Genomic DNA, 26297 nt, shown 5'->3' with positions numbered 1-26297 from the left:
GTTCGCTTAATCTGCGAGAGACAAATAAAAATATGAAAAAAGAAAATATCTACATCGGCTGTTCGGGTTTCTACAATAATGACTGGAAAGGTTCCTTGTATCCCGAAGATGCGAAAAGTAAAGACTTTCTGACTTTATATTCTAAAGAATTCAATGCTGTTGAAATCAACTCAACTTTCTACAGAAAACCTACCGCAAAAACTTTATTGAAATGGTTTGAGGAAACTCCCGAAGATTTCAGATTTTTTATTAAGATACCTAAAGCTATTTCTCACGAAAAGCGTTTAAAAGATTGTAAAGAAGAAATTCAAGAATTTTGTGAGCACATTCAAACTCATTTAAAAGAAAAACTGTCGGGCTTTTTGTATCAGTTTCCGCCTTCATTTAAAAATACGGAAGAGAATTTAAATTTAATCATTCAAAATTTAGATTTTGATTATCTCAATGTCATAGAGTTCCGAAACGATTCCTGGTGGAATGATGAAATTTATTCAATTTTAAGATCAAAAAAAATTATCTTTTCAGGAGTAAGTTTTCCCGGAAATCTACCTGATGATTTCATCATTAATCATGCTGAACTTTTTTATTATCGGCTCCACGGAAAACCAGTTCTTTATAAATCTGAATATCCTGAAAATGAAATAAAAATCTTAGCTGAAAATATTGTAAAATCAAAAAGGAAAGGTTTTGTTTTCTTCAATAATACTTGGGGAACCGCCGCTGTAAAAAATGCCATCGAATTGAATAAAATTCTTCAAAAATAATTTCATTAAAATTTCATTAAAAAGTGAAAAGAAATTTATTTTGTGGTATAAATTTTGTTAACTTTACTTTGTAAAATTTAACAATTTTTAACAACTTAATTTCCACTAATTTTTATGAAAAAAACTTTTGCGGGAAAGGCTCGAAATAAGAGTTTTCTCGGGGTGTTTGCAGTAATCAGTGCTGCATCAACATTATTTATCGGCTGCAATCAGAAAATCGAAGTAAAAGAATCTGAAAAAATTCTTTCGAAAGAGCCTCCCGTCGCAAAAGTCCCCAGAATTGATGATGAAGATATCCCTTCTGATAAAAGAGTAATTTATCTTACTTTCGATGATGGTCCCAATCGAGGAACCGAAAATCTTCTGAAAATATTACACAAAAGAAACGTCTGTGCAACCGCTTTTCTTGTCGGTAAGCATGCCACAGACAGCAAAAGGCAAAAAGACGATCTTGAAAAAATGAGAGCAGATCAGCTAATTGAGCTTGCTAATCACAGTTATACACACGCCCACAACAAATACTCAGATTTTTATAAAAATCCTGATGCGGTCGTAAAAGATTTTGACCTTGCCAAAGACAGTTTAAAACTTACAGGAAAAATAGCAAGAACACCCGGAAGAAATATTTGGAGACTCAACAACATTAATGTAACCGATCTCAAAAGTTCTTCCGAAGCTGCAGATCAATTAAAAATAGCGGGTTATAAAGTAATCGGTTGGGATCTCGAATGGAAACCTACGAACAAAATGAATTTAAAAGGAAATCATGAAGCGATGCTGAAAAAAGTAGACAGCATTTTCTTTAACGATCTTGAAAAAACTTCAAGACATTTGGTTTTCCTTACGCACGACCAATATCTTAACGACGCAGATTCGATTAACGAGTTAGATTTATTTATAGAAAAATTACAGAAGTCAAATCGTTTTGTTTTTAGAAAAGTTTCGGCTTATCCGAAAATCAATGAGATTCTGAACTAAATTTTTTTTCCTACAGATTGTATAGATTATTTTGCCACGAATACACCAATTTTATAATTAAAATGTCATTAAGGGTAATTGATTCGTGCATTTGTGGCATTTTTACAACAGATATTACTCTCAATCATCTGTGAAAATCTGTGCGATCTGTGGGATTTCATATCTAAATCATCTTTTTTCATTTTAAAATTCGGAAATTTGCAGCATGAGTATTCAGGAAAATTACAAAGAGATAAAAAATCAATTGCCGGAAAATATTGAATTGGTTGCCGTTTCAAAAACACATCCCGTTTCTTCTATTCAGGAAGTATATGATTTAGGACAAAGAGTTTTTGGTGAAAATAAAGTTCAGGAACTCACTGAGAAATACCCATTGCTTCCGAAAGATATTCAGTGGCATCTGATCGGGCATCTTCAGACCAATAAAGTAAAATATATTGCGGAATTTATTGACACCATTCAAAGTGTGGACTCTGAGAAACTTCTGAACGAAATCAATAAAGAAGCTGCAAAACACAACCGTAAAATTAAAGTTTTACTTCAGGTAAAAATAGCTGAAGAAGAAAGCAAATTCGGCTTGGAGATTTCTGAAGCCAAAGATTTGTTTGATAAATTTATAAAAGGAGAATTTACAAACATTCAAATTACAGGTTTGATGGGAATGGCAACATTTACAGAAGACCAAAATCAAATAAGAAAAGAGTTTTCTGTTTTAAAAAATCTGTTTGATGAATTGAGCCAGATTCAAAAAATGGAAACTTTATCGATGGGAATGAGTGATGACTTCCCTATTGCCATTGAATGCGGTGCCAATTCGGTGCGTGTAGGATCGGCAATTTTTGGAAGAAGAGATTATTCAAAGTGAAATTTAGGAATGATATTTGCTAGTAATCAAGCAAAAAATTAACTAAATTTGCAACTATGCAAAAAATCCTTATTGTAGAAGACGAAAAAGCAATATCCGGAGTACTTCACAGTATTCTTTCGGATGAATTAACCGATTATGAATTTGTCATTGCTGATGACGGTTTAGAAGGCTATAAACAGGTTGAAAAAGAAGATTTCGCATTGGTGATTTCAGACATCAAAATGCCAAAACTTTCAGGAACAGAGCTTTTAAAGCAAAGTTTAGCCCTGAAACCTGAAACAACATTCATCATGATTTCCGGTCATGCCGACATCGATTCTGCAGTTTCGTGTTTAAAGGATGGTGCATACGATTTTATTTCCAAGCCAATTGATATCAACAGACTGATAACAAGTGTGAAAAATGCCTTGGTAAAGGAAACTCTTAAGAAAGAAAACAAAAATCTTCAGACCGAAAATAAAACCCTGAAAAAGAAAGTCAACAAAAAATACCAAATGATTGGTGAATCTGCTGCCTTGAAAAAAATTCAGGATATGATCGAAAAAGTTGCCGCTTCGGATGCAAGAGTTTTAATTACAGGTCCAAACGGAGCCGGAAAAGAATTGGTAGCTCATGCGATTCACAACCTAAGTGAAAGATCAAGAGGACCGATGATTGAGGTAAACTGTGCCGCTATTCCTTCTGAATTGATTGAATCTGAACTTTTCGGACACGTAAAAGGTTCGTTTACTGGAGCAATTAAAGACAAGCAGGGGAAATTTGAACAGGCAAACGGAGGAACCATTTTCTTAGATGAAATTGGAGATATGAGTCTTATAGCTCAGGCAAAAGTGTTGAGAGCATTGCAGGAAAGTAAAGTTTCTCCTGTAGGAAGCGATAAAGAAATCAAAGTGGATGTAAGAGTTTTGGCTGCAACCAACAAAAATATGCAGACAGAAATTGAGGCGGGAAGATTCAGAGAAGATTTATACCACAGACTTTCTGTTATTGAAATCTACGTTCCGCCATTGGATGAAAGAAAGGAAGACATCAGTCTTTTGGTAAATCATTTTTCGGGAATAATTGCTGATGAGCATGGTACTGCCATGAAAAAATTTGATGATAAAGCGATTGATGCTTTAAAAGCTCTTTCATGGACCGGAAATATCAGAGAACTTAGAAATGTGGTTGAAAGATTAATTATTCTTGGAGGAAGCTCTGTTTCTGAAGAGGATGTTGCAAGTTTTGTAAGAAAATAATTTAATTATTAATTAAAATAAATTATAAAAATTTGCAGTAATTATGCTGCAAATTTTTTTTTGGACTGTTATGAAGTTTTTAAATAAAAATTACACGAAAGAAGCCCTCACATTGGCTCTTCCGGTAATGCTTACGCAAGTTGGGCAGGTTTCTGTAAACCTATTCGACAATATTATCGTTGGGAAATTACTTGGCGCAGATGCTTTGGCTTCAGTATCTTTAGGAAACGCCGTTTTTTTCTCGATGTTTGTTTTGGCATTGGGATTTTCTTTTGCCATTCCGCCATTGGTTTCGGAAGCACATTCACAGCATGATCACAAAACGATCAATTCTGTTTTCAGTCATGGATTTGTGATCAATATGTCCGTCGGAATTATTCTGATGGGAATTCTGTTTTTGGGAATGCCACTACTCTATCATTCTGGGCAGCCCGCAAAAATTATTCCCGATACGGTTGATTTTTTAACTATTATGGCTATCAGTATTGTTCCGTTTATGGCATTTCAGACTTTGAGAGAAGTTTCTGAAGGTTTATCCTATACAATCGGAGTAACAAAGGCTACTATTATTGCAAATGTCATCAACATTGTTTTAAATTATGTTTTCATCAAAGGACTTTGGATCTTCCCTGAAATGGGCGTGAAAGGTTCTGCTTTAGCTAGTTTGATTGCCAGAATTTTCATGGTTGTTTTTCTTTATTTCGTTTTATTAAAAGAGAAAAAAACAAGACAGTACATCAAAGAATTTTCATTGAAAATGCAGGTTTTCTCTAAGAAAATGTTTGAGAAAATGATACGATTAGGTTTCCCTACCGCTTTACAGATGTTTTTTGAGGTAACCGCATTTGCAGGAGCTGCATTTATCTGCGGACTTATCTCAGCTCACGATATTGCTTCGCACCAGATTGCGTTGAGCATGGCTTCATTTACCTTTAATTTATGTATCGGATTCAGTGTAGCTTCAACGGTAATGATCGGCAGAAAACTGGGCGAACAGAATTTTGTTGAATTAAGAAAAATAGGAATCAACAATCTGAAAATTGCATTTCTTTTCATGTGTATTTGTGGTATTATCTTCATTTTAGGACGAAATATTTTACCAACATTTTTTACAAAACCTGAAGAAGTGGAAGTAATTATGTTAGCTTCAAAGCTCATGATTATCGCAGCATTATTCCAGCTTTCTGACGGAATCCAGGTAACGGCTTTAGGAATGTTGAGAGGTTTGCAGGATGTGAAAATTCCTTCCATTTATACATTCATTGCGTATTGGCTGATTACCATTCCTTTGGGCTATTTCCTTTGTGTAACCATGGAAATGGGCGCTTTCGGAATGTGGATTGCGCTCGGATTGGGATTAACGATTTCTGCATGTATGCTGGTAAAACGTTTCCTGAATATGTCTGCAAGACGGATTAAAGGAAATAAAATATAAATTTGAAAGCGGTCTTTGGATCGCTTTCTTATTTGCTATCTTTAAAATTCGAAACTAATGCTTGATGAAAACAATCTTAGAAACCAACCGCCTTTTGCTCAGAGAATTTGACATCAGCGATGCAGAAAACTTCTATAAATTAAATTCAAATCCAAATGTTATAAAATATACAGGAAATTCTGCTTTTAAAGACATCAATGAAGCCAGAGAATTTCTTGAAAACTACTCCGATTACCAAAGAAACGGCTATGGAAGATGGGCAGTTATTAATAAATCAACAAATCAATTTTTGGGTTGGTGTGGATTAAAATATGATGAAGATTTAGATGAAACCGATATTGGATTTCGGTTTTTTGAATGCTTCTGGAATCTGGGATTTGCTACAGAAAGCGCTAAAGGTTGTCTGGATTATGGTTTTAAAGAATTACATTTAAAAACGATCATCGGAAGAGCAATGAAAGAAAATACTGCATCCATAAAAGTTTTAGAAAAAATCGGACTCAAATTTGAAAAAGCCTTCGATTTTGATGGACAGGAAGGTGTAGTTTATAAAATTGAAAATAAAAATATCAGATAACATCATGGAACAGATTATACTTAGAAAAATTGATGAAAAAGATGTAAAATCATTACAGAAGATTGCCAAACAAACTTTTTTCGATACTTTCTCACCACACAATACCGCAGAAAATATGGAAAAATATCTGAATGAAGGTTTTACTACCGAAAAATTAACCTCAGAAATTCAAAACGAAAATTCTCAATTTTATTTTGCTTTGTCTGACAATGAAGTTATAGGATATTTAAAAGTAAATTCAGGAGATGCACAAACCGAATTGCAGGACAAGAATTCTCTTGAAATCGAAAGGATTTATGTTTCAAAAGATTTTCATGGTAAAAAAGTAGGACAGATTTTATACGATAAAACATTAGAAATTGCAAAAAATAAAAACCTGAAATATGTCTGGCTAGGAGTTTGGGAAGAAAATCACAGGGCTGTACAATTTTATAAAAAAAATGGTTTTGTAGAATTTGATCAACATATTTTTCTGTTCGGAGATGAAAAACAGAAAGATTTAATGATGAAAAAAGAGTTGTAATAAACCAAATATTATTCACTTTAATGTGTATAATTATTATATTTGCTAAATATTTCAAATAATAAAATGCAAAAAACACTTATTTTCATCGGTATTATCATGAATCTTTTTTATCAATCTCAAACGAACAGATTTGTTTACGAGCTACAGTACCGAAGTGATTCTACAGAAGACTACAGAAAAACATTGATGAATCTGGATATCTCCGCTGAAAAGGTAAAGTTTTATGATCAAACATTTGCTGAATACGATTCTATTAACAGAGCCGCAAAGACCACCGTATCAAAATATAGCACCAGAACAGATCAGATTATCTCAAGAGAAATCAATTCTAACAAAAATTATTGGTACAGAGACTTTTTTGACTATTTTGTCGTAAAGACCAATGATGAAATGTCTTGGAAACTTTTGCAGGAAACTAAAGACTACAATGGATATAAGCTTCAAAAGGCAGTCACCAAATTTGGAGGCAGAAGTTGGATTGCATGGTTCTCAAATGATATTAATATAAAGGAAGGACCTTATAAATTTCGTGGACTTCCAGGTCTGATATTCCTTTTGGAAGATGCTGAGAAAAATTTTATCTATCAGCTTAAAAAAAATGTAAAATTGTCACAAACTTACGACACAAATGATTTTGTGGAAACTCATTTTGGCAAACAAGCAATAACGGTGAGCAATCAAAAATTCAATGCTTATCTCGAAGATTTATACTTGAATCCTACAAGAATGCTTTCTGACAATATAAAAAACGGAGGTAAAGCCAACTTTAAAAATGAAACTATTGAGACAGTAGATGAACTTAACAGAAAAAAAGGGATGTTGCAAAATGGAATAAAAAGCAGATATATTTTTATTGAAAAAGATAAACAACCTGATTTCAAAAAATAAAATTAGATTTTTCTAAAAGTACAAGTTTACTTTTTCAGAAAGCTCCCGTCGATTTTTGTAAATCGACGGGAGCTTTTGGTATAATCATCTAATGGAGTTTTGGAAAAAAATAGACAAAATTAATTAATTCTTTTCCCCATTATTTTCAAAGTACGTTCTATCCCATCCAGAACTGCGACGTTTGGCAAAATTCCCCAATCTTCAAAACCGAAGTTTTGGAAAAGCTTTATGCTTGGTTCGTTATGCAGAAATATGAAGCCCAGTAAAGTCTTAATTCCAAATTTTCCGGCATTATCGACACAGTATTGCAAGGTCTTTTTACCATATCCTTTCCCACGGAAATTTTCATCCATATAAATACTTACTTCAACCGTTCCATTATAAGCCGGTCTGCCATAAAATGATGAAAAACTAACCCAACCAACGATATTATTTTCTGTATCTTCTACTATCCAAAGCGGTCTTCTTTCAGGATTGTGCTCATAAAACCACTGATGTCTGCTTTCCACAGAAATTTCTTCGGTATCTGCAGTAACCATTCTGGATCCGATGGTTGAGTTGTAAATTTCAACAATTCTTTTCAAATCTTCAAGTCGTGCGTCTCTGAATATTAAATCTTCCATTTTTCTTGTAACAGTATTATACAAAGATACTGGAAGATTTTAGGTTACATTAAATCACACCGATTTTTTCTTTTCATTATCTTTTAGCGCCTTATTTAGACTTCTTACGGTAGTTCCCAGATAAGCAGCCATATCTTCTTTTGAAATTTTCATTTCTTTTGCTTTGAGTTCCAGAAGTTGAGACAAAGTATGTTCTGTAGCATGAAGTTGCTGATAAGACGATCTGTTTGAGGTGTTCACAATACGTTCTGCAAAAACATCAAGCAATAAGTTGTTTAAATTGAGATCGTTTTTAATCAGCGACTGAAAATACGGAATGGTAACGGTAAATACAGAAACCTCCGTAATCGCTTCAATGCTGCAGATACACGGAACATTTTTCATCATCTCAATTTCCCCGAGAATTTCACCTTTTCCTAAAAATTCTACAATATATTCTTCATCATTATCTTCGGTAAAAAAACATTTGGTAATACCGCTTTTAATGAGCATTATTTTATCAGAGACTTCATTCTGCGCCAATAATTTTTCGTCTTTTTCAAAGGATTCTAATATAATATTTCCTTTATGCTGCTGACTATTATAAAGTACCCATAAATAATCTAAAAAATCTTGATTCGTTCTTAACATAATTTTATTTCAGATAGATGCCTTTCGATATCTATAATTTATACTCAGTTTTATCAGCAGAAAATTACAAAAACTAAAATGAATAGAATATGAATTATTTAAATTAAATCAATAAAAAAACTCGCTCCGCAGAACAAGTTTTAAGTATAATTATTTTTTCAGACATTTCTCCAAGAACTGATCCTGTTCCCAAAGCAAATGAAGAATATTTTCTTTGGCGGCATAGCCGTGAGATTCTTTTGGAAGTAGAACCATTCTCACTGGGGCACCCAGATTTTTCAAAGCCTGGAAATATCTTTCGGTCTGTAAAGTAAATGTTCCCGGATTATTGTCTGCATCACCATGAACCAATAACATTGGCGTTTTCATTTTATCGGCATTCATAAACGGAGACATCGTGTTGTAAATTTCCGGAACATCCCAGTAATTTCTCTGCTCACTCTGGAATCCAAATGGCGTCAAAGTTCTGTTATATGCACCACTTCTTGCAATTCCGCACGCATAATCTTTGGAATGTGTTAAAAGATTCGCCGTCATAAAAGCACCATAAGAATGTCCTCCAACTGCAACTTTTGTTCGGTCGATATAACCTAATTGGTCTACTGCATCAATGGCAGCTTTTCCATTAGCAACCAATTGTGGAATAAAAGTATCATTCGGTTCGATCTTACCTTCACCAATAATCGGGAACGCTGCATCATCAAGCACGGCATATCCTTTTGCCGTCCAATACACGAACGAGCCGTAATATGGGAACGTAAAATCATTCGGATTCTGAGTATTTTGTCCTGCGGTATTTTTATCTTTATATTCTGTCGGATACGCCCAGATTAATAACGGAAGCTTTTCTTTTTTCGATTTTCTGTCGTAGTTTGCAGGTAAATAAAGCGTTCCCGTTAAAGTAACTCCGTCATTTCTTTTGTATGTAATTACTTCTTTATAAACATCTTTAATGCTTTCAAACGGATTGGCAAAATTCGTAACGGGCTCAGATTTATTAATCTTAATATTTTTCTTATAATAATTCGGATACTGACTTGCCGATTGCTGAATCGTTAGCACCTCTCCTTTTTTAGGATCAATAATATCAATGATTTCTTCTTTAGCTCCTTTGAGATTTGAAGTGTACAGTCTTTTCTTTTTTAAAGACTTCATATCCATTTCATCAATGAAAGGATGTTGCCCATCTTTGGTAAATCCGGCTCCAATCAGATAAGATTTTTCGCCTTTCATATCGATAACATATCTTCCAAAGTCATTTTTAGTGGTGTTGAAACTTCCCGGATCATTGTAGACATCCTGATAATTTCGGTCTTCGATGACTTTCGATTCGCCGTTATTCAAATCAACCAGATAGGATTTCGTATTTCTTGTATCGTACCAACCTTCAGAAACAATGGCGTAGTGATTATTCGTCCAGCTTGTGCCTTCGTATCTTTGTTTTGTTTTAAAAAAAGATTTTGGTTGATCATTAAACGGAGCGTTCCATGTGAAAATTTCATCTCTGAAATCAACAATTTTAGATTGATCTCCGCCATCTAAAGCTTCCGCAAAAACCAATGTTGCAGGCTGATCTGCTCTCCAGGTCATATCTCTTTTCCCGGTTCTTACTGATGAAAAACCTTTAGGCATAATTTCGGTAAGCGGAACTTCATTTACTACTTTTACCTCAGATCCTTTTGCATCGTAGACTATTGCTGTAGTAGGAAATCGGCTCAACGGGACTATATAGGAAAACGGTTTTTTAATTGTGGTTACCATTAAATAATTTCCATCTGGAGAATAACTTAGCGTATAAAAAATATCTTTGTCTTTAAACTTTTTAAGATTGCCATTCAAATCAACATGATACAATTCTGAATGAGTAAGTGTTTCAAAATTCTTTTCATCCTGCGGATTTTTAAGCAAATCCTGATACGTTCTGTTCTGAGAAACTTTTCCGTCTGCCGTGGAAACAATCGGACCTGTAGGAAGATCTTTTGAAGAATCAATCAATTGTGATCTGTTTTCAGGCAAAACTTTAATCAGAAAACTTTGGGAATCTTTCATCCAAACAAACGGATAATGTAAGTTTGCATTAAGATTATCTTTTGTAATTTTTTTCGCCGTTGCCGTTTCCAAATCAACTACCCAAAGCTCAACTCCTTTATCAGTAGTATTGGTAAAAGCCAATTTCTTTTCGTCAGGAGAAAAATTAGTATTCGTAATCTTTGGATTTTGCGGAAGACCTTTTACATGAATTTCAGTCTTATCATTCATTTTACGAACTTTCAGGTTGTTTGAATACGTAATTGTACTCGAGATATTCGTCACCGGATTGATTCTTAAACCTCCCAGTTTCATTTCCTGCTGATTGAGATCATCCAGAGTTTTATACGTTGGTCTGTAAGTGAAAATTACCCAATCTTTTTTTGAATTGGTCAAAACACTTGGTGGTCGGTCGTAATCTGCCAGTTTAAGAATTTCTGCAGATGGTTTCTGATACGTAATATTTTCCTGAGCTTCATAAAAATTAAGAAACGCAAGAAGACAGATGGTTAACTTGATCTTCATTTTCTTTTTGATTTTTCACGAATTTAATGAAAAGTAATTAATTCAATGCTTTATCCTAACTCTTAATTTTAACGCAAAGAGCGCAAAGATTTTTCTTTATGTAATTCAACGTTTTTAAGTTCGCAAAGGCGTTTGACTTCGTCGAATCTACGATTTCACTCAGCAAAGACCAAAATATATTTTCTAAATAAAATAAGATAAATAATTTATATTAAACTTTTACTCAAAATTTCAGAAACCCTTTCGATTTCTTCTAATGTATTGAAATAATGTGGTGAAAGTCGTACTGCTCCGTCAACCTTTTTGTCGGTAAAATCAATTAACGCTGAATGTTTGTAGCTTGCAGAAAAAAATACGTTATTATCTCTCAAAACATTTTGAATATTCTCCAAATCATTGTCCGGTCCGCAAAAAGTAACGATACTGCTTAAATTTTTTCCAATATCTAAAACTTTAAAACCACTTTCTGAAAGATTTGTTCTTAATGTTTCAGCTAAATTTTTATTATAATTTTCAATTTGTTCTAAACCAATATTGTTGGCATATTTTACAGCTTCCATCATTCCTAAAACTGCTGCATAAGAAACTTCCCAATGCTCAAATCTTTTAGCTGTTTTGAATAATTCATAGTTATCAAATTCAGACCAATGCGCTCCTCTCATATCCAATAAAACCGGAGCATAATCCTGTTCCAAAACTCGGTCTGAAACATATAAGAATCCGCTTCCTCTTGGTCCTCTCATAAATTTTCTCCCGGTCGCAGTAAGGAAGTCACAGCCTATTTTTTCGACATCAACAACCATTTGTCCGACCGATTGGCAACAATCTGCCAAATACAAAACATCATATTGACGGCAGATTTTTCCGACACTTTCAACATCCTGAATCAATCCTGAATTTGTTGGAATATGGGTAACGGCAACCAATTTTGGCTGATGTTCTTTAATTAAATTTTCAAGTTCTTCAAAATCAAGTTCGTTATTATCCAATTTTTTTAGTCTGATAATTTTTACATTCAATCTCTTTTGAAGTGAAATAAACGTAATCTGATTAGAAATATAATCGTCAATTGTGGTGATAATTACATCACCTTCTATAAAAATAATGCTTGAAAGTGCTTTCGCGAAAGCTTCTGTAGCACTCGTCATGAAGGCAATATTGGAAGGCTTAGAATGAATCAGTCTCGCCGTTTCAGCGTAAAAATTTTCAAGCAATTCTGCATTCCTGTTAGCAACTTCATATCCACCGAATTGCTCTTCCTGATGAAAATAATCGATCATCGAATCCACTACAATATTGGGCATTAACGAAGAACCGGCATTGTTGAAGAATAGTTTACCATCTCTTAAACCTCTTATTTCCTGTCTTATTTTATCTGTATTCATTTCTTATTTGTAGATTTTATTTAAGCTATTTAATCTGCGTGATCTGTACAATCTGCGTGAACTAAATCTATCTAGAATAATGATAAATACTTCCCTCTCGCAGATTTGGCAGATGACGCAGATTTTAATTTTTATCTGACAATTTTATACAAAAAATCCCGAATTTGAAGTATCGGGATTTATCTATTTTTAAATTTATTATCTTTAGTCTAAAACACTCCAACCTCTTTTCGGATTGGTATTTGAAGAAACCTCCTGCTCGTTGACAATGATGTTTTCTCTTCTCTGTCCGATATAATCAAGCTCGCTTAATTTTGAGAAAATATTTTCGAGACTTTTCAGCATCAAACTGATATGCAATAACGGTTCGCCCGAATTGTGATGGTCATAATTTGTTTCTGCCACTGTCGAAAGCTGGTTCAGTAAAGTATGAGGCGCAATTTCGCTCCATTCTAAGCTGTAATTCAGCATCTCTTCTAATTCTCCCGGAACAAGAATCTGTGTAGAATTGTACATTCTCAACGCTAATTTTGCAAAAGTTTCAATTAAAAAAACCGGCGGTTGATACGGAATGATATTTCTGAACTGAAAATACATATCTCCGAAAGTATTCACCAAAACATTACACAAGGCTTTCACATTTAATGCTAAAGAAGTATTTTGATTTTTATGAGAAGCTTTCTGAATGATTTTAAACGCATATTGCTGTAAATTCCCGATAGATTTTGCAAATCCGTTGTAATAATCAATCAAAACCGGATGGCTCTGAATCGATGTACAGGGCGGAATAAAATTGGTATTAACCTGCGCTATATTTCCTTTAAAATCTACTTTCCCCACAACCAGATAATTTCCTCCCGAATAATTGCTGTTCAGCGAACTTACAGGAAGCAATTCAATATGATAATTTGAATGGGCATTTGGATGTCTCGGCGGAATTTCTTCAGGATCAATATCTCCGAAAGGTACTTTATCAAAAGGATTTACAGAAACTAAAATATAGTATTCTCCATCCATTTGGTTTTCATCAATATTTAAAGATTTAGCCAAAGATTTTACACTGACTCTACGATCTTTAAGTTCTAATCTGTACCCTGCTAAAGTTACAGCACTGCAATTTTTGATAAAAAGCTGCACATCATTGGTTGCCGTATTATGAACATCAAAAATGGTTTTATCGGTAAACTCATTAGACAATGGCAGCAAACCGTAATTATAATTGGTTATCGGAAGAGAGCTAGAATCTCTAATTGTATCGATTAAAAAATTGTCCTGATCGTTAAGATGTCTCTGTGAGACCTTCATTCCATCAACCCAGTTGATAGCAAAATGTTTTATGGGCTGTATCATATTGTAATACTTTTATTTGTGATTTTAATTTTACTTTTTTCCTTCTTCTTCGTGCTGAATCACTCTCTTACAAATCACCACTTCATTTTCTGAAATCGTATTTGTCGTAATATCCTGATCGAAATCGATGTATTTTCTGAAACTAAAGAACGATTTTTTGGTATAAAAAATCCAGTAATAAGGTTCTCTCTGTTCGTCAGTTAAATGAATAATTGACTTTGGATTTTTATGGTTGTAATCATCTACCACTCTGAAAAACCAATCTCCGAAAGTGACTCCCGTTGGTAGAGTTTTCGCTTTAATTCTGAATCTGTTGGCATCTTCAAGATTTTTACTCAGTTCAACATTTAAAACCATTAAGCGATCAAAATCTGCACCGTCGAAATCTGGTGGTTTCTGATCCGGAGAATATCTCCATGTTTTATAAATATCAACGGGAATGCTTATCAGCTGAATATAGCAATAATAGAAAACCAACGGTACAAAAAATATTAAAACACTGGTTGCGGACATTATAGGATATCCTGTTCCTTTGCCGATCCATCCGAAAATCAGAACAAAAAGATAAGCACCTACAAGAGCACATGTTATTGAAAGAATAGATTCAAATAAAATACTCTTCGTCTGAGATTTAAAATGTTTTCTGAAAAAATTATGCATCAGATTTACGTGGAGAATCCCAAAAATCAGATAAATGATCTGCGAAATTAAGTACCAATATGGATTGAATGAATTCCCCTCAAAACCGAAAAATCCCGGCAGAGCCAGACACAAACTGCAAAGTAGCACATAGATAATGATGACTTTAATTTTTATGGCAGGCTGACTTCTCCTGATGAATCCCATTATAAACATCATGATAACGGCAAGAAGCGGCACCAAAATATACCTGAAAAATATACCTTTTACTGAAGAAATTTCCATTGATTTCTTTTAATATTTAGTTTGATTGATGAATTGTAAATATACTTAAAAAATTTTACAGAAACGTAGAATAACCGAGCCTGTTTGCATTTCTTTGATCGTCTTCCAGCACAAAAGAATACTCTTTTTTCTCTGTGATAAAATTTTCTTCAATATCTACAGAAACAGGAAGGCAATAATCGTACAAAGCTTGCAAAACTTTCCTGAAAGGATTGCCCGGAATATAATTTTTCATCTCATCATAAGGAATCGGGCCGATATTTACGATCCAGTTTCTTTCGCCGTCCATGTGTTTTCCGCTTGCTATGTAGGTAACTCCCAGTCTTGAATTTCCCAAAAGAATAGAAGAATCGTCTTCTTTCATTCTGTCGATTTCATTTGGTGTAAAAGTAATTTCTACAGGAACTTTCAGAAAAGCGGTCATGCAACGTTCAAACCACTTTTTATCGCCTCTGATGTTGTGGAAAAATGGCAAAATATGAAGGAAAATATAAGCATTCTGTTTATCGAGCATTTTAATGATCGGCCAGAGATCACTGAAGATGTGGAGAAGAGAATCTGTTTCGCTTGCCAAATCGAAATCAAATTCTTTCAGCAAAGCGCTGATTTCGGTAAAGAAAATTTCAAGCTCGAAAGGTCTGAAGAACTTTCTTGCATCATCTTCCACTCTTTTTTGTTTGCGGATCTCTTTTACAACACTTTCAACATTTTTTCTTGAAGTATTGAGAGAAGGCGGATGAAAAAGTCCTTCCGGAAGATAATCATAAATTCCTTCACGGTAAGTTCTGATATTGAGAACTTCTTCGTCAAATCCTAGATAATGGCTTGAAATACTTTTAATATCCTTCAGATAAGCTCTGTCGTTGATGCCTATTCTTTCAATAAAAATATTGCTTACAGATCGGTGATATTTCAAAAGATTTACGGCAACTGCTTCAGCTTTAAAGTCTGTCTGCAGCTTGTTGTAATTCATTTCTATCGTGCTGTTGTCGTACATATTTATTTGTGTGATCTTAATTGGTATCGTAAAGATAAAATATCTCCTATTATTGAAAAAGAATTTATATTAATTTTTTACACTTAAATTCTTTATCTGATCTAATTTACTGATTTTCTTTTGCATTAATCTTTATTAAATAAAATTCGTCTGTGATTTTACATAAAATTAACAGTGCAGCAACCAACAAATCATCATTTTCAACCATAATTTCGGTAAGGCTGGCTTATCTTTGCAACTCGAAAATTAATTAAAAAATGAAAAGTATTTATTCTAAAATTCTGCTTTTGGCATTCATTGCAAGTTCGGTTTATTCGTATGCATGGGGATTAACGGGGCACCGAGTGATTGCGGAGATTGCAGAAAACCATCTTTCTGGAAAGGCTAAAAGAGAGATCAGAAAAATGTTGGGGCAGGAAAGAATGGCGTATTGGGCAAACTGGCCGGATTTTATTAAATCTGATACGACCGGTGTCTGGAAGCAGGCTTCAGCTTGGCATTATGTAAACATCGATCCAAAAACAGATTTTACTGAATTCGAAAAAGACTTAAAAGCTCAGGCAGGAGCCAATCTTTATTCTCAGATTAAAATATTGTCGAGCCAGATTAAAGATGAAAAAACTTCTGAAAAAGACAGAAAAATTGCTTTGATTTTCCTGATTCACATGATGGGAGATTTAGCACAGCCGATGCATACAGGAAGATCTGAAGATTTAGGCGGAAATAAAATCAACGTTACTTATTTTGGAGACAAGACTAATTTACACTCTGTTTGGGACGGAAAATTGGTTGATTCACAAAAATACAGCTACACAGAATACGCAAAACTTTTGGATATTAAATCGAAAGATGAAGTAAAACAAATTCAATCCGGAACGTTGGAAAACTGGTTGTACGATTCTCATCAGATTGCTAATAAAATTTACGCACAAACTCCGGATGGTTCGAAATTGTCTTACGATTACCAGTATAAATTTAATGACGTCATGGAAAGACAGCTTCTTTATGGAGGTTTGAGATTGGCGAAATTACTGAATGATTTGTTTTAATGTGAATCGTCAATGGTGAATTTTAAAAGTCAATTTTGAATTCTGACTTAAAATAGTAGAGCGGAACTTTGGTTTCGCTTTTTTTTGTTTTAACTGTAATAATTCTTCACTTAGTTTGTCATGCTGAAAGCATCTCAACATAGTATTAGAGATTCAATTTTAGATCCTTACAGGATGACAAACCGTGTGGATATTTATGAATGTTGAATTTATGAACAACACCCTAGCCCCGATAAAAACGACATCCTTTTTGGTGGCGGGCGGAACGAAGAGGAGACCGCTACCAAAAAGATACAGTGAATAGCGGGAAAAAGCTTCAAATAGAAAATTTAAATTGCTTTTCGATGTAATCAAATTGCTCCAAAAAAACAATAGAACACAATTCGACAGAGTCAAAAAGCTTCAAATAAAAGATTTAAATTTTTTTGATAAAATCAATAAACGCTTTATCCTCAATATAAAGGGGAATAATTTACGACTATTTTTTCTGTTTTAAATTAAATTAATAAAAAATATTGCAACTGGTGTAACCTTTGTATTATTTTGAGCGTATAATATAATAGCAACTCTATTTTTGAGAACAGAATAAATGAGACAATTAAAAATAACCAAGCAGGTTACCAACAGGGAAACCGCTTCACTAGACAAGTATTTGCAGGAAATTGGTAAAGTAGAACTGATTACAGCAGACGAAGAAGTAGATTTGGCACAGAGAATCCGTGCAGGCGACAGAGCCGCTCTGGAAAAATTAATTAAAGCCAACCTTCGTTTCGTAGTTTCCGTTTCTAAACAATACCAAAACCAAGGACTTTCTCTTCCCGATTTGATCAACGAAGGGAATTTAGGATTAATGAAAGCTGCAAAAAGATATGACGAAACCAGAGGTTTCAAATTTATCTCTTACGCAGTTTGGTGGATTCGTCAGTCGATTTTACAGGCTTTGGCAGAACAGTCGAGAATTGTAAGATTGCCATTGAACAAAATCGGTTCGATCAACAAAATCAACAAAGCTTACGCACACCTTGAGCAGGAAAACGAAAGACCACCTTCTCCTGAAGAATTGGCTGAAGTTTTGGACATGAGCGAGGAAGACATCAAAGAATCAATGAAAAACTCCGGAAGACATTTGTCTATGGATGCACCATTGGTAGAAGGTGAAGATTCTAACTTGTACGACGTATTGCGTTCAGGAGAATCTCCAAGTCCGGATAAAGATTTGATGCTTGAATCTCTTCAAATCGAAATTGAAAGAGCATTGAACACTTTAACGCCAAGAGAGGCTGATTTGGTAAGACTGTATTTCGGATTGAACGGAAAACATCCAATGACTTTGGAAGAAATCGGTGAAACTTTTGATCTTACAAGAGAAAGAGTTCGTCAGATTAAAGAAAAAGCAATCAAAAGACTGAAACACAATACTAGAAGTAAGATTTTGAAATCTTATTTAGGTAAATAATTTTTAGTTTTAAATAATTATTAACGGAGCTTGATTTTTCAGGCTCCGTTTTTTTTGTTTAATAATTTAAAGTATCTTCATTCAACTAATTAAAATAATAAATTAACCATCACATTTGTCATTCTGAACGAAGAGTAGCGAAGTGAAGAATCTCAATATTTAAAATTTAAAAGAACTTTCAGAGATTTCTCCTATCGTCGAAATGACAAATGCAACAAAAAAACAAACATGAAAAAAATACTTTTTAGTTCTGCTCTATTTTTATTAATAATTTCCTGCTCAGAAAAAACTGAAAATAAACCTTTAGAAAATAATGTAGTTGATAACGTAGGATCATCAACATCTTTAAAAAGTGGTCGCGGAAAAGGAAATATGGTGTTAGATATTTATACTGAGTTACTTAAAAATGATAAAAAATTGCAGAAATTAGAAAAGAAAATTGAGGATATAAATAAAGAAACAAATGTTGTAATTTCTGATTATGAAACTATCATCAATAAATCTGACAGTTACTACAATGATGCAAATGAACTTACAAGATCAATTATTGATTCTATGACGAAGAAGGAAATTGAAAAAGAAATTAAATTCAGTTCTGAAAGATATGATTTGAAAACAAAGAAAATCAAAGATTTAATTGTAAAAATTAACCAAAATACAAGCATCATTAAAGATCAACATACGATTTTTAAAATCAAGAAAACTCTACCGGAAATTGAAAAATATCAAGATGCTCATCCTTTGAAAACGGATAGTCTTGAAAATTTTGTCAATAAACAAAATCAGTTATTAAGCGAATTGAAAAACTTGAAATAATTCTTGCCACAAATACTCGAATATTGAATTTTCACATTATAATATTCGTGTATTCGTGGCATTTAAAAACCAATTAATGAATCAAATCTCAATCATCGGAGCCGGAATCGGCGGTTTAACTTTAGGAAATATTCTCAAGCAACACGACTTAGATTTTACTATTTATGAATCTGCGTCTGAAATAAAACCTGTCGGAGCCGGAATTATGATGGCAGTGAATGCAATGCAGATTTTCGACAAATTAGGTTTAAAAGAAAAAATTGAAAGTAAAGGAAATAAAATTCACGGAATATGTATTGCCGATGAAAAGCTTAAAACCATTTCTACGACGAATGTTTTGGCTTTAGAAAAGAAATTCAACTCCTGTAATGTTGCCATTCACAGAGCTGAGCTTCAGAATATGTTAGCTGAAAATTTAGGTTTTGAAAATATTCAATTAAATCATTCATTACAGCAAATTCAGAAGATAGAAAATTATCATTTGAAATTTGAAAATGGTTTTGAAACAGAATGTGAAATCGTTTTCGGAGCCGACGGGATTCATTCTAAAGTCAGAAATCAGATTTTAAAAGCCGGAAGTATCAGAAATGCCGGACAAAAATGTTGGAGAGGTTTTACCGATTTCAATCTTCCAGAAAAATACAGTCATCATGCTTTGGAAATCTGGGGCAAAGGAAAACGTTTTGGTTTTGTAAAAATTTCCGAAAGAAAAGTGTATTGGTACGCCTTGGTCAATGAAAATAAATTTGCAGAAAAAATTGATTTGTCTGAAACATTCCGAGACTTTGACTCGTTGGTTTTAGAAATTTTAGAATCAACCAGAAAAGAAAATATTATTCTGAATGATATTGTCGACCTCACTCCTATTCCAAAATGGTACGCAGAAAATATTTGTCTGATTGGTGATGCTGCTCATGCAACGACTCCAAATATGGGGCAAGGCGCTTGTCAGTCGATTGAAGATGCTTATGTGATTGGGAAATTACTGGAGAAAAATCAAAATTTTAACTCGATTTTTGAAGAATTTCAGAAAATCAGAAGAAAAAAAGTAGATTATATCGTTAAAAACAGCTGGACAATTGGGAAAATATCGCAATGGGAAAAGGGAAATCAACTGAGGAATTTTCTCATGCGTTCGATTCCTGAAAGTATCAATCAGAAAATGGTTGAAAAAATTTTAAAACTGGAGCTATAAAAAAAGAAACTCAAATTGAGTTTCTTTCTATAATTTATTCTATTTCAGATTTTACAGAGCCACATTTTAGCATTGAACTTCCATAATATGGATTGATAATCTGTTTTTCATTACTCAGCCAACTTCCTTTTGCCATCGGACAATACTGTACGAAAATGGTTTTGTCTGAAATTTTATTTTCGTGAGCAATAGAAATCATGACTTCAGATAATTTATAAAAAGGTTTTCTCTGCGCTTCAATATTTTTTGCCAAAGAAATTGTTTTCGCATCAGATTTTAAAGCGTTCAGCTTTTTCTCATCCAAAGATTTTGAATTTATCGAAGAAGCTGTTTTCATAAATTCTCCGGCTGCAATTGACGTTTTCTTAAAATCATCAGACGCTAAGGCAGATTTTATAGCAATATAATTCTGATATAGTTTTGATAGTTGAGGATTTGTTTTAGCCTGCGCAGTTACCGACAAAAAGGTAAATATTGAAAACAAAAAAGTAATAATATGTTTTTTCATTTTTAATTTAGCAAATTATTATTTTTAAAAATGCCACGAATGCACAAATGTTTGATTACTCCATCTCAAAATCATTCGTGCATTCGTGGCATTAAATATTATTTTATTTTAAATTCTAATTTTACATTAAAGAATCTTCCCGTCAAACGCACCGGAACAGGATACATCAAACTTGTATTGGCATCGGTAATCCATTGATTGGCCACCGTATTGTTGATATTAAATGCATTGAAAACCTGAACTCCTAAAGTCAGCTCTTCAAAATTACTAAGAAAACCGTACGTTTGCTTTTTCTCTTTTGCATCTACAAATGCATAAGAAAGTCCTAAATCTACCCTTTTGTATGAAGGCAAAGTTTTCTGATACTGATAAGGATCTGTGAAAACCGGAGCTCCGTTTGGCAATCCCATTGCATAAGTTAACGTAAGATTTACACGCATTTGCGGGAATCTCGGCATATAATCCTGGTAGAACATTGCAAATCTGAATCTTTGATCTGTAGGTCTCGGAATATTTCCCCTGTCATCAATATTTTCATAAACTCTCGCATAACTTGCAGAAAGCCAAGAATCTACCCCCGGAACAAACTCTCCGAATAATCTTGTATCAATACCGTAAGCATAACCGGTAGCATTATTTTTTCCTGAATAACGGATTCTTACATTATCCATATAATACGGAATCAGGTTATCCATTTTTTTGTAATATAATTCCGTCGTTAATTTAAATGGTCTGTCTTCAAACTCAAATTCATATTCATTAGCTAAAATTGCCTGTATTGATCTTTGAGATTTAATGTTCGGATTAAAATTACCATTCAGATCCTTTATTTCTTTGTAGAAAGGCGCCTGATAATAAATTCCTCCAGATAACCTGAACCACATTTCGGAATCCCAATCAGGTTTGATCGCAAACTGGGCTCTTGGTGAGAAAATCGTTTCATTATTAAAACTCCAATGGGCAATTCTTGCACCACCATTTACCAAAACTTTACTTGCGCCCCAGAAAAACTTCTGAGAATATTGTGCATAAGCCGATAATCTCGTTGGCTCAATGTGATTGTTTCCGGCAATACTGTAGAATAAATCTAAATCTGATGCATCAGGAAATCTCGGATCATCAATTGGTCTTGGTGTGCTGTAACCAGAAGAATCTACAAGCTTCCATTCGTTTGTTAAATCCTGAAGATTTTCTTTTTCATATTTAAAACCTAATTCGATATCGGTATTTACATTAGGTGAAAAACGTGTTCTGAACTGTGCACCATAAGTTCTTACAAATAAATCGTTTCTTGCATGTTCGATTTGTCCGCCCACGTCATAAGAAGTAATCGGGTTTCCTGTAATCGGATCGAAAGTCTGCAAAATATAGCTCGAAGCAATAGAATAATATTCTCTTTCACGATTCTGATACGCAAAACTATCCAATGTAAACCTCCATTTATCGGAAGCTTTATAATTTGCAGAAACCGTACCCATCATATTTTTATACTGGTCATTTTCTTTACCATTATAAAAAACAGAAAGATTGATCGGCTGATTTATCGTCCCGAAATCAACACTTCTTTCTTTAGGAAACATTTCGTAATCATTCTTAGAGTAATATCCGATGAATGATAATGAAAGTTTGCTGTTTACATGATAATTCAGATATGACTGAAAATCATAATAAACCGGATTAAAATCGGTATCTTCATTTAAAGTATTCAGAACCAGATTGGTATTTCTGTATCTTCCTGAAAATAAAGCGGTAAATTTTTTATTTCCGTTTTCATCTTCTTTTCCTGTTGCAAAACCTGTTGTCAATCTTCCTCCGATTAAACTAGCTTCTCCGGAAAGTTCAAACTTTTTAGGTTCACGATAATAAATATTCAAAGCTGAAGACATTTTATCACCATATCTTGGTTCAAAGCCTCCCGCAGAAAAGTTGACTGTAGAAACCATATCCGGATTGATGATACTTAAACCTTCCTGTTGAGAATTTCTGATCAGGAAAGGCCTGTAAATTTCAATATCATTAATGTAGATAAGGTTTTCGTCATAGTTTCCACCACGTACCATATATTGTGAAGAAAGCTCGGTATTGGAGTTGACAGACGGAAGCGTTTTAAGCAAACCTTCCACACCGCCCGAAATACTCGAAACATTCTGAGCATCTTTAGCTGAAATTCTTACTGCGGTAACGTCGTTTGTTCTCCCGGTGACTTTTTTCTGGAAAACAACTTCCTCAATATTGGTAACCCTTGTCGTTGTGGTATCTCTTTTTCTTGATTGAGAGAATACTAAAACCGGTACTATAAGGCTTAGTGGTAAAACTAGTTTTTTCAAAAGGAATTATTTAGAATTTCTAAAATTAAGTATTTTTTAACAATTATAGTATAGATTCTCTAACTCTTGTGAGTTTTTGTAATAAATCTTCCAATAAATCTAATCTTAACATATTGGCTCCGTCAGAAAGTGCCGTTTCAGGAGTTGGGTGCGTTTCGATGAAAATTCCGTCTGCTCCGACTGCAATTCCTGCTTTGGCAACGGTTTCGATAAGATCCGGTCTTCCTCCCGTAACTCCTGAGCTTTGGTTGGGCTGTTGCAGAGAATGCGTTACATCCAAAATTACCGGAGCGTAGTTTCTCATTGTAGGAATTCCTCTGTAATCTACAATCAGATCTGTATATCCGAAAGAATTTCCTCTTTCGATAATCGCTACTTTTTCATTGTTTGAATCTGTTATTTTCTGAACAGCAAATTTCATCGATTCCGGAGAAAGGAATTGCCCTTTTTTCAAGGTGACACATTTTCCTGTTTCAGCTGCAGCGACCAAAAGATCTGTCTGACGAACCAAAAAAGCAGGAATCTGAAGAACATCCACATATTGTGCAGCCAAAGCAGCGTGCTCATTTTCATGAATATCTGTAGTCGTAGGAATATTAAAAGTCTCCCCTACTTTTTTAAGGATTTCCAGAGATTTCTCTTCGCCGATTGTCGTAAAAGAATCTACTCTGCTTCTATTTGCTTTTTTAAAACTTCCTTTAAATATATAAGGAATATTGAATTTATTCGTTAGTTCAATTACTTTTTCAGCAATTCTCAATGCCATATCTTCGCCTTCAATAATGCAAGGACCGGCAATCAGGAAAAAATTTTTTGAATCTTTGTGGTGTATGTTGTCTAAATGTTGGATCATTTTTATTTTAATTAAAAGTTGAGTAAAAATACTGAGAAAGTTCGGAAATCCGAAATCTTTAACAGACAATGGTTATAATAGTTTTGATCTTTTGGATTGAATTTATTTTGTAAAAATTCTTTGTCGGTTTGTCGCAAATTAAACAGATTGCGCAGATTTTTTTAACTTTTTATACTAAATTGAAGGTAATCTGTCAATTGGTGACAGAATTTAATTAAAACTTTTTAAAAATCTTCTCAAAAGTATTGATATTTCTGCTGGTAAACTGATCTTTCAGACTTTTTTTGCCTAAAACCTTTCCAAAGTTTGAATCTAATGTACTACCTTTCGGAACCTGCCAATAAAATATATTGCTGACGATCTCTGCTTTTTCGTTTTCTGTTTTCGTTGCGTTTTCAAATTCTTTCATCAGAATATCTTCCACACACTCGTTTCCTACAAAAGCGTAGATATGAAAATCAACATTTTTTTCAAAAGGATTTTGAGTCCAGAATAATTCTGTTTGCTCTGAATTTTTTACAAAAAGAAATGCTTCGTAATTAAAATATTCAGACATTGCCTTTTCAAGAATAACTTTCAATTCTTCTGCATTTTTGTCAGAACCGAAAACAATATTTCCGGAAGCTAAAACAGAACTTACATTTTCCATTCCGGCATCCTTAAAAACCTGACAGACATCTGCCATTTTCATGTTGGTTCCTTTTACATTGACGCCGCGGAGAAAAGCACAGTATTTCATGAGGTTAGGTTGAGATTTAGGTAGAGTGTTTTAGAATTAGAATTTTAGAAAGAAAATATACATCAAGCTGTAAACTTCCAGCATCCGACATCCATCTTCCAGCCAATTATTTCTTTATTTTTTCGTACAAATTATAGTCTGTTCCTGAAGGTTTCAGTTTATAAATTTTTTCTAAAACCGGATATTCGCTTTTCAGATGATCTTTAATTCTGAATTCATTCAGGAGTCTGTAATGTGTTTTATAATATTCGGCATCAGAACCTTCGAAAAGATTTCTATAGGAAAGTAAATATTTTGGTTTTCGGTTTTTAACGGTATTTATCCAGTAGTTGGGTTTGTCTTTTTTAATTTCTTCCTGAATTTGCTTATCAACGAGACCTACTTCATCAATTGTTTTTAATCCTGAGAAATACGGAACATAACCAGCAGGCTCAAGCAAAACCCACTGTTTTTTATCTTTTTCATAAAGATTTAAAAATATTCCGATTGATCTTCTGTAATTCCATTCTCCGTTTCCTGTTGCGATAGAATGTATTGTCTGGAACGCTAACATTGGTAAAATATAAATTAAAATCAATAAAGTCAGCCAAAGATTTCTTTTTACTTTCTGTTCTAAAACAAAGATCAAAACCGGAACGAAAAGTAAAATCTGCGGAACCCAATAATACCAATCGAAAAGGCTTTTTTGTGAAATAAAAATGACCTGTTTCGACCATGCGAAAAGAAAAATAATCCATAAAAAATAGTTTCTTTTTTCTCTCTGTCTGATTAAATAAATAAAACAAAGCAGTTCAAAAAGTAAAATAACAATTGTGATTGGATTGAAATTTCCGGACAGCTTCAGCATTCCCCAGAAGTTCCCATAGTTTAATTTAAAATATTCAAAATTCTGCTGCATTGTGAAAGTCTGGTCATAAGCCAGTTTTTTAGCAACAATCGTATTATTTACCCATTCGCCAAAATAAAACCAATTGAATGAAACACAGATCGCAACGCCTAAAATCCCACCCAAAATGTAGCTCCATCTGATTTTCCTGTTCCAGAAAATATCTACTAAAAATATAATCCCTAGAAAGATCATCGTATCGATTCTGGTAAATAAAATGAAAGCCGGAAGCAAAAGAAAAGCCCATTTTTTCTCTTTTTTAAAACCGTAGTATAATAATGTCATTTCAAGAAAGAACAGAATTCCATATTCCATTCCGAGAATTGAAATCTTGATGGATGGCGGTAAAAGTCCGAATAATAAAATGAAAATTGCTTTGTGCCAATTGTTTTTAAACAAAACATGAGACAGAAGTAGGCTACCAATTGTAAACAGCGTTGTATTAAAAATAAGCAGCGGCTCTATAAAATTTTCTTTGCCAAAAATCAGATTGAAAATATAAGAAACAAATACGTACAAATGTGTTGTAGAAGCTGAAATTTTGGTATCTCCGTTGAAACCGATCACTCCGTAATCCATTAAATTCTGGGCAACTCTCCAGGTAATAAAAGCGTCTTCCTGAATGTGATGCGTCAATAAAAAATAAAGTTTTGCAATAATTGCAAAGAATACAGCGTAGATTGGGAGATTCCTGTGTTGAGCTTCAGCCATTGTGCGTTTTTTAGTTGACAA

Annotated in this window: 24 protein-coding genes; 12 read left to right on the top strand and 12 right to left on the bottom strand. The window is 33.6% G+C overall.

The genetic code is table 11. From position 1 onward, the window contains the following. The first annotated feature begins 32 nt into the window (after positions 1-32). The 8 genes from BM371_RS03845 to BM371_RS03810 all read left to right on the top strand — a co-directional run bounded on the left by BM371_RS03845 (position 33) and on the right by BM371_RS03810 (position 7274). Positions 33-764 (top strand): DUF72 domain-containing protein, encoded by a 732-nt coding sequence (locus BM371_RS03845; protein ID WP_034676048.1) that lies wholly within the window; start codon positions 33-35, stop codon positions 762-764. 114 nt (positions 765-878) lie between these two features. Further along, positions 879-1742, top strand: coding sequence for a polysaccharide deacetylase family protein (locus BM371_RS03840; RefSeq protein ID WP_034676045.1), 864 nt, complete (start codon positions 879-881; stop codon positions 1740-1742). A gap of 205 nt (positions 1743-1947) precedes the next feature. After that, positions 1948-2607: a YggS family pyridoxal phosphate-dependent enzyme gene (locus BM371_RS03835; RefSeq protein ID WP_034676042.1), complete on the top strand. Its 660-nt coding sequence runs from the start codon at positions 1948-1950 to the stop codon at positions 2605-2607. Positions 2608-2663: 56 nt separating this feature from the next. Further along, entirely contained in the window at positions 2664-3848 is a 1185-nt protein-coding gene (locus tag BM371_RS03830) for a sigma-54-dependent transcriptional regulator (RefSeq protein WP_034676039.1), read from the top strand. A 70-nt stretch (positions 3849-3918) separates the two neighbouring features. Next, positions 3919-5283, top strand: coding sequence for an MATE family efflux transporter (locus BM371_RS03825; RefSeq protein WP_034677324.1), 1365 nt, complete (start codon positions 3919-3921; stop codon positions 5281-5283). A 64-nt stretch (positions 5284-5347) separates the two neighbouring features. Further along, entirely contained in the window at positions 5348-5860 is a 513-nt protein-coding gene (locus tag BM371_RS03820; protein WP_034676036.1) for a GNAT family N-acetyltransferase, read from the top strand. A 4-nt stretch (positions 5861-5864) separates the two neighbouring features. Beyond that, positions 5865-6383: a GNAT family N-acetyltransferase gene (locus tag BM371_RS03815; protein ID WP_034677322.1), complete on the top strand. Its 519-nt coding sequence runs from the start codon at positions 5865-5867 to the stop codon at positions 6381-6383. A gap of 66 nt (positions 6384-6449) precedes the next feature. Then, positions 6450-7274: a GLPGLI family protein gene (locus BM371_RS03810; RefSeq protein ID WP_034676033.1), complete on the top strand. Its 825-nt coding sequence runs from the start codon at positions 6450-6452 to the stop codon at positions 7272-7274. Positions 7275-7393: 119 nt separating this feature from the next. On the opposite strand, the gene BM371_RS03805 is transcribed toward BM371_RS03810, so the two are convergent. The 7 genes from BM371_RS03805 to BM371_RS03775 form a co-directional block, all read right to left on the bottom strand. Further along, positions 7394-7897 (bottom strand): GNAT family N-acetyltransferase, encoded by a 504-nt coding sequence (locus tag BM371_RS03805; protein WP_034676030.1) that lies wholly within the window; start codon positions 7895-7897, stop codon positions 7394-7396. A 54-nt stretch (positions 7898-7951) separates the two neighbouring features. After that, the gene (locus tag BM371_RS03800) at positions 7952-8527 is read right to left on the bottom strand and encodes a Crp/Fnr family transcriptional regulator (protein ID WP_034676027.1); all 576 of its coding nucleotides are present in this window, start codon (positions 8525-8527) and stop codon (positions 7952-7954) included. Positions 8528-8677: 150 nt separating this feature from the next. After that, positions 8678-11080 (bottom strand): alpha/beta hydrolase family protein, encoded by a 2403-nt coding sequence (locus BM371_RS03795; protein WP_034676023.1) that lies wholly within the window; start codon positions 11078-11080, stop codon positions 8678-8680. Between the two features lie 206 nt (positions 11081-11286). Then, positions 11287-12465, bottom strand: a complete 1179-nt coding sequence (locus BM371_RS03790; RefSeq protein ID WP_034676020.1) for an aminotransferase class V-fold PLP-dependent enzyme — start codon at positions 12463-12465, stop codon at positions 11287-11289. Positions 12466-12669: 204 nt separating this feature from the next. Further along, on the bottom strand, positions 12670-13815 hold the full coding sequence (locus BM371_RS03785) for a hypothetical protein (RefSeq protein ID WP_034676019.1): 1146 nt from the start codon (positions 13813-13815) through the stop codon (positions 12670-12672). A gap of 30 nt (positions 13816-13845) precedes the next feature. Further along, on the bottom strand, positions 13846-14739 hold the full coding sequence (locus BM371_RS03780) for a TssN family type VI secretion system protein (protein WP_034676017.1): 894 nt from the start codon (positions 14737-14739) through the stop codon (positions 13846-13848). Between the two features lie 55 nt (positions 14740-14794). Next, a complete protein-coding gene (locus tag BM371_RS03775) occupies positions 14795-15736 on the bottom strand; it encodes a type VI secretion system baseplate subunit TssG (protein ID WP_034676015.1) in 942 nt (313 codons plus the stop codon). 257 nt (positions 15737-15993) lie between these two features. Between BM371_RS03775 and BM371_RS03770 the strand changes: the two genes are divergently transcribed. The 4 genes from BM371_RS03770 (at position 15994) to BM371_RS03755 (ending at position 20252) form a co-directional block, all read left to right on the top strand. Then, on the top strand, positions 15994-16785 hold the full coding sequence (locus tag BM371_RS03770; protein WP_034676013.1) for a S1/P1 nuclease: 792 nt from the start codon (positions 15994-15996) through the stop codon (positions 16783-16785). 589 nt (positions 16786-17374) lie between these two features. Next, positions 17375-18241 carry a sigma-70 family RNA polymerase sigma factor gene (locus BM371_RS03765; protein ID WP_027385416.1) on the top strand — a complete coding sequence of 289 codons (867 nt, stop codon included), beginning with the start codon at positions 17375-17377 and terminating at the stop codon, positions 18239-18241. Positions 18242-18469: 228 nt separating this feature from the next. Further along, on the top strand, positions 18470-19057 hold the full coding sequence (locus tag BM371_RS03760) for a hypothetical protein (protein WP_034676011.1): 588 nt from the start codon (positions 18470-18472) through the stop codon (positions 19055-19057). A gap of 76 nt (positions 19058-19133) precedes the next feature. Next, the gene (locus BM371_RS03755) at positions 19134-20252 is read left to right on the top strand and encodes an FAD-dependent monooxygenase (protein ID WP_034676009.1); all 1119 of its coding nucleotides are present in this window, start codon (positions 19134-19136) and stop codon (positions 20250-20252) included. Between the two features lie 34 nt (positions 20253-20286). On the opposite strand, the gene BM371_RS03750 is transcribed toward BM371_RS03755, so the two are convergent. From BM371_RS03750 to BM371_RS03730, 5 genes are all read right to left on the bottom strand, one after another. Continuing rightward, positions 20287-20760 (bottom strand): DUF3347 domain-containing protein, encoded by a 474-nt coding sequence (locus tag BM371_RS03750; RefSeq protein WP_034676006.1) that lies wholly within the window; start codon positions 20758-20760, stop codon positions 20287-20289. A gap of 98 nt (positions 20761-20858) precedes the next feature. Beyond that, positions 20859-23087 carry a TonB-dependent receptor plug domain-containing protein gene (locus BM371_RS03745; RefSeq protein WP_034676003.1) on the bottom strand — a complete coding sequence of 743 codons (2229 nt, stop codon included), beginning with the start codon at positions 23085-23087 and terminating at the stop codon, positions 20859-20861. Positions 23088-23130: 43 nt separating this feature from the next. Beyond that, entirely contained in the window at positions 23131-23940 is an 810-nt protein-coding gene (kdsA, locus tag BM371_RS03740) for a 3-deoxy-8-phosphooctulonate synthase (protein ID WP_034676000.1), read from the bottom strand. A 214-nt stretch (positions 23941-24154) separates the two neighbouring features. Further along, positions 24155-24679 carry a DUF1697 domain-containing protein gene (locus BM371_RS03735; RefSeq protein WP_034675997.1) on the bottom strand — a complete coding sequence of 175 codons (525 nt, stop codon included), beginning with the start codon at positions 24677-24679 and terminating at the stop codon, positions 24155-24157. A 106-nt stretch (positions 24680-24785) separates the two neighbouring features. After that, entirely contained in the window at positions 24786-26276 is a 1491-nt protein-coding gene (locus tag BM371_RS03730; protein WP_034675994.1) for a hypothetical protein, read from the bottom strand. Positions 26277-26297 lie beyond the last annotated feature (21 nt).

Origin of the sequence: Chryseobacterium formosense, assembly GCF_900116415.1 — a bacterium.
GTDB lineage: Bacteria > Bacteroidota > Bacteroidia > Flavobacteriales > Weeksellaceae > Chryseobacterium > Chryseobacterium formosense.
This window is presented reverse-complemented; position numbering and strand designations above follow the sequence as displayed.

Coding starts and splice junctions, on each gene's coding strand:
- BM371_RS03790 (WP_034676020.1), bottom strand. CDS start 12,465: ATGAATACAGATAAAATAAGACAGGAAATAAGAGGTTTAAGAGATGGT.
- BM371_RS03755 (WP_034676009.1), top strand. CDS start 19,134: ATGAATCAAATCTCAATCATCGGAGCCGGAATCGGCGGTTTAACTTTA.
- BM371_RS03830 (WP_034676039.1), top strand. CDS start 2,664: ATGCAAAAAATCCTTATTGTAGAAGACGAAAAAGCAATATCCGGAGTA.
- BM371_RS03810 (WP_034676033.1), top strand. CDS start 6,450: ATGCAAAAAACACTTATTTTCATCGGTATTATCATGAATCTTTTTTAT.
- BM371_RS03730 (WP_034675994.1), bottom strand. CDS start 26,276: ATGGCTGAAGCTCAACACAGGAATCTCCCAATCTACGCTGTATTCTTT.
- BM371_RS03845 (WP_034676048.1), top strand. CDS start 33: ATGAAAAAAGAAAATATCTACATCGGCTGTTCGGGTTTCTACAATAAT.
- BM371_RS03805 (WP_034676030.1), bottom strand. CDS start 7,897: ATGGAAGATTTAATATTCAGAGACGCACGACTTGAAGATTTGAAAAGA.
- BM371_RS03825 (WP_034677324.1), top strand. CDS start 3,919: ATGAAGTTTTTAAATAAAAATTACACGAAAGAAGCCCTCACATTGGCT.
- BM371_RS03785 (WP_034676019.1), bottom strand. CDS start 13,815: ATGATACAGCCCATAAAACATTTTGCTATCAACTGGGTTGATGGAATG.
- BM371_RS03765 (WP_027385416.1), top strand. CDS start 17,375: ATGAGACAATTAAAAATAACCAAGCAGGTTACCAACAGGGAAACCGCT.
- BM371_RS03835 (WP_034676042.1), top strand. CDS start 1,948: ATGAGTATTCAGGAAAATTACAAAGAGATAAAAAATCAATTGCCGGAA.
- BM371_RS03820 (WP_034676036.1), top strand. CDS start 5,348: ATGAAAACAATCTTAGAAACCAACCGCCTTTTGCTCAGAGAATTTGAC.
- BM371_RS03775 (WP_034676015.1), bottom strand. CDS start 15,736: ATGTACGACAACAGCACGATAGAAATGAATTACAACAAGCTGCAGACA.
- BM371_RS03800 (WP_034676027.1), bottom strand. CDS start 8,527: ATGTTAAGAACGAATCAAGATTTTTTAGATTATTTATGGGTACTTTAT.
- BM371_RS03780 (WP_034676017.1), bottom strand. CDS start 14,739: ATGGAAATTTCTTCAGTAAAAGGTATATTTTTCAGGTATATTTTGGTG.
- BM371_RS03750 (WP_034676006.1), bottom strand. CDS start 20,760: ATGAAAAAACATATTATTACTTTTTTGTTTTCAATATTTACCTTTTTG.
- BM371_RS03760 (WP_034676011.1), top strand. CDS start 18,470: ATGAAAAAAATACTTTTTAGTTCTGCTCTATTTTTATTAATAATTTCC.
- BM371_RS03770 (WP_034676013.1), top strand. CDS start 15,994: ATGAAAAGTATTTATTCTAAAATTCTGCTTTTGGCATTCATTGCAAGT.
- BM371_RS03795 (WP_034676023.1), bottom strand. CDS start 11,080: ATGAAGATCAAGTTAACCATCTGTCTTCTTGCGTTTCTTAATTTTTAT.
- BM371_RS03840 (WP_034676045.1), top strand. CDS start 879: ATGAAAAAAACTTTTGCGGGAAAGGCTCGAAATAAGAGTTTTCTCGGG.
- BM371_RS03735 (WP_034675997.1), bottom strand. CDS start 24,679: ATGAAATACTGTGCTTTTCTCCGCGGCGTCAATGTAAAAGGAACCAAC.
- kdsA (WP_034676000.1), bottom strand. CDS start 23,940: ATGATCCAACATTTAGACAACATACACCACAAAGATTCAAAAAATTTT.
- BM371_RS03815 (WP_034677322.1), top strand. CDS start 5,865: ATGGAACAGATTATACTTAGAAAAATTGATGAAAAAGATGTAAAATCA.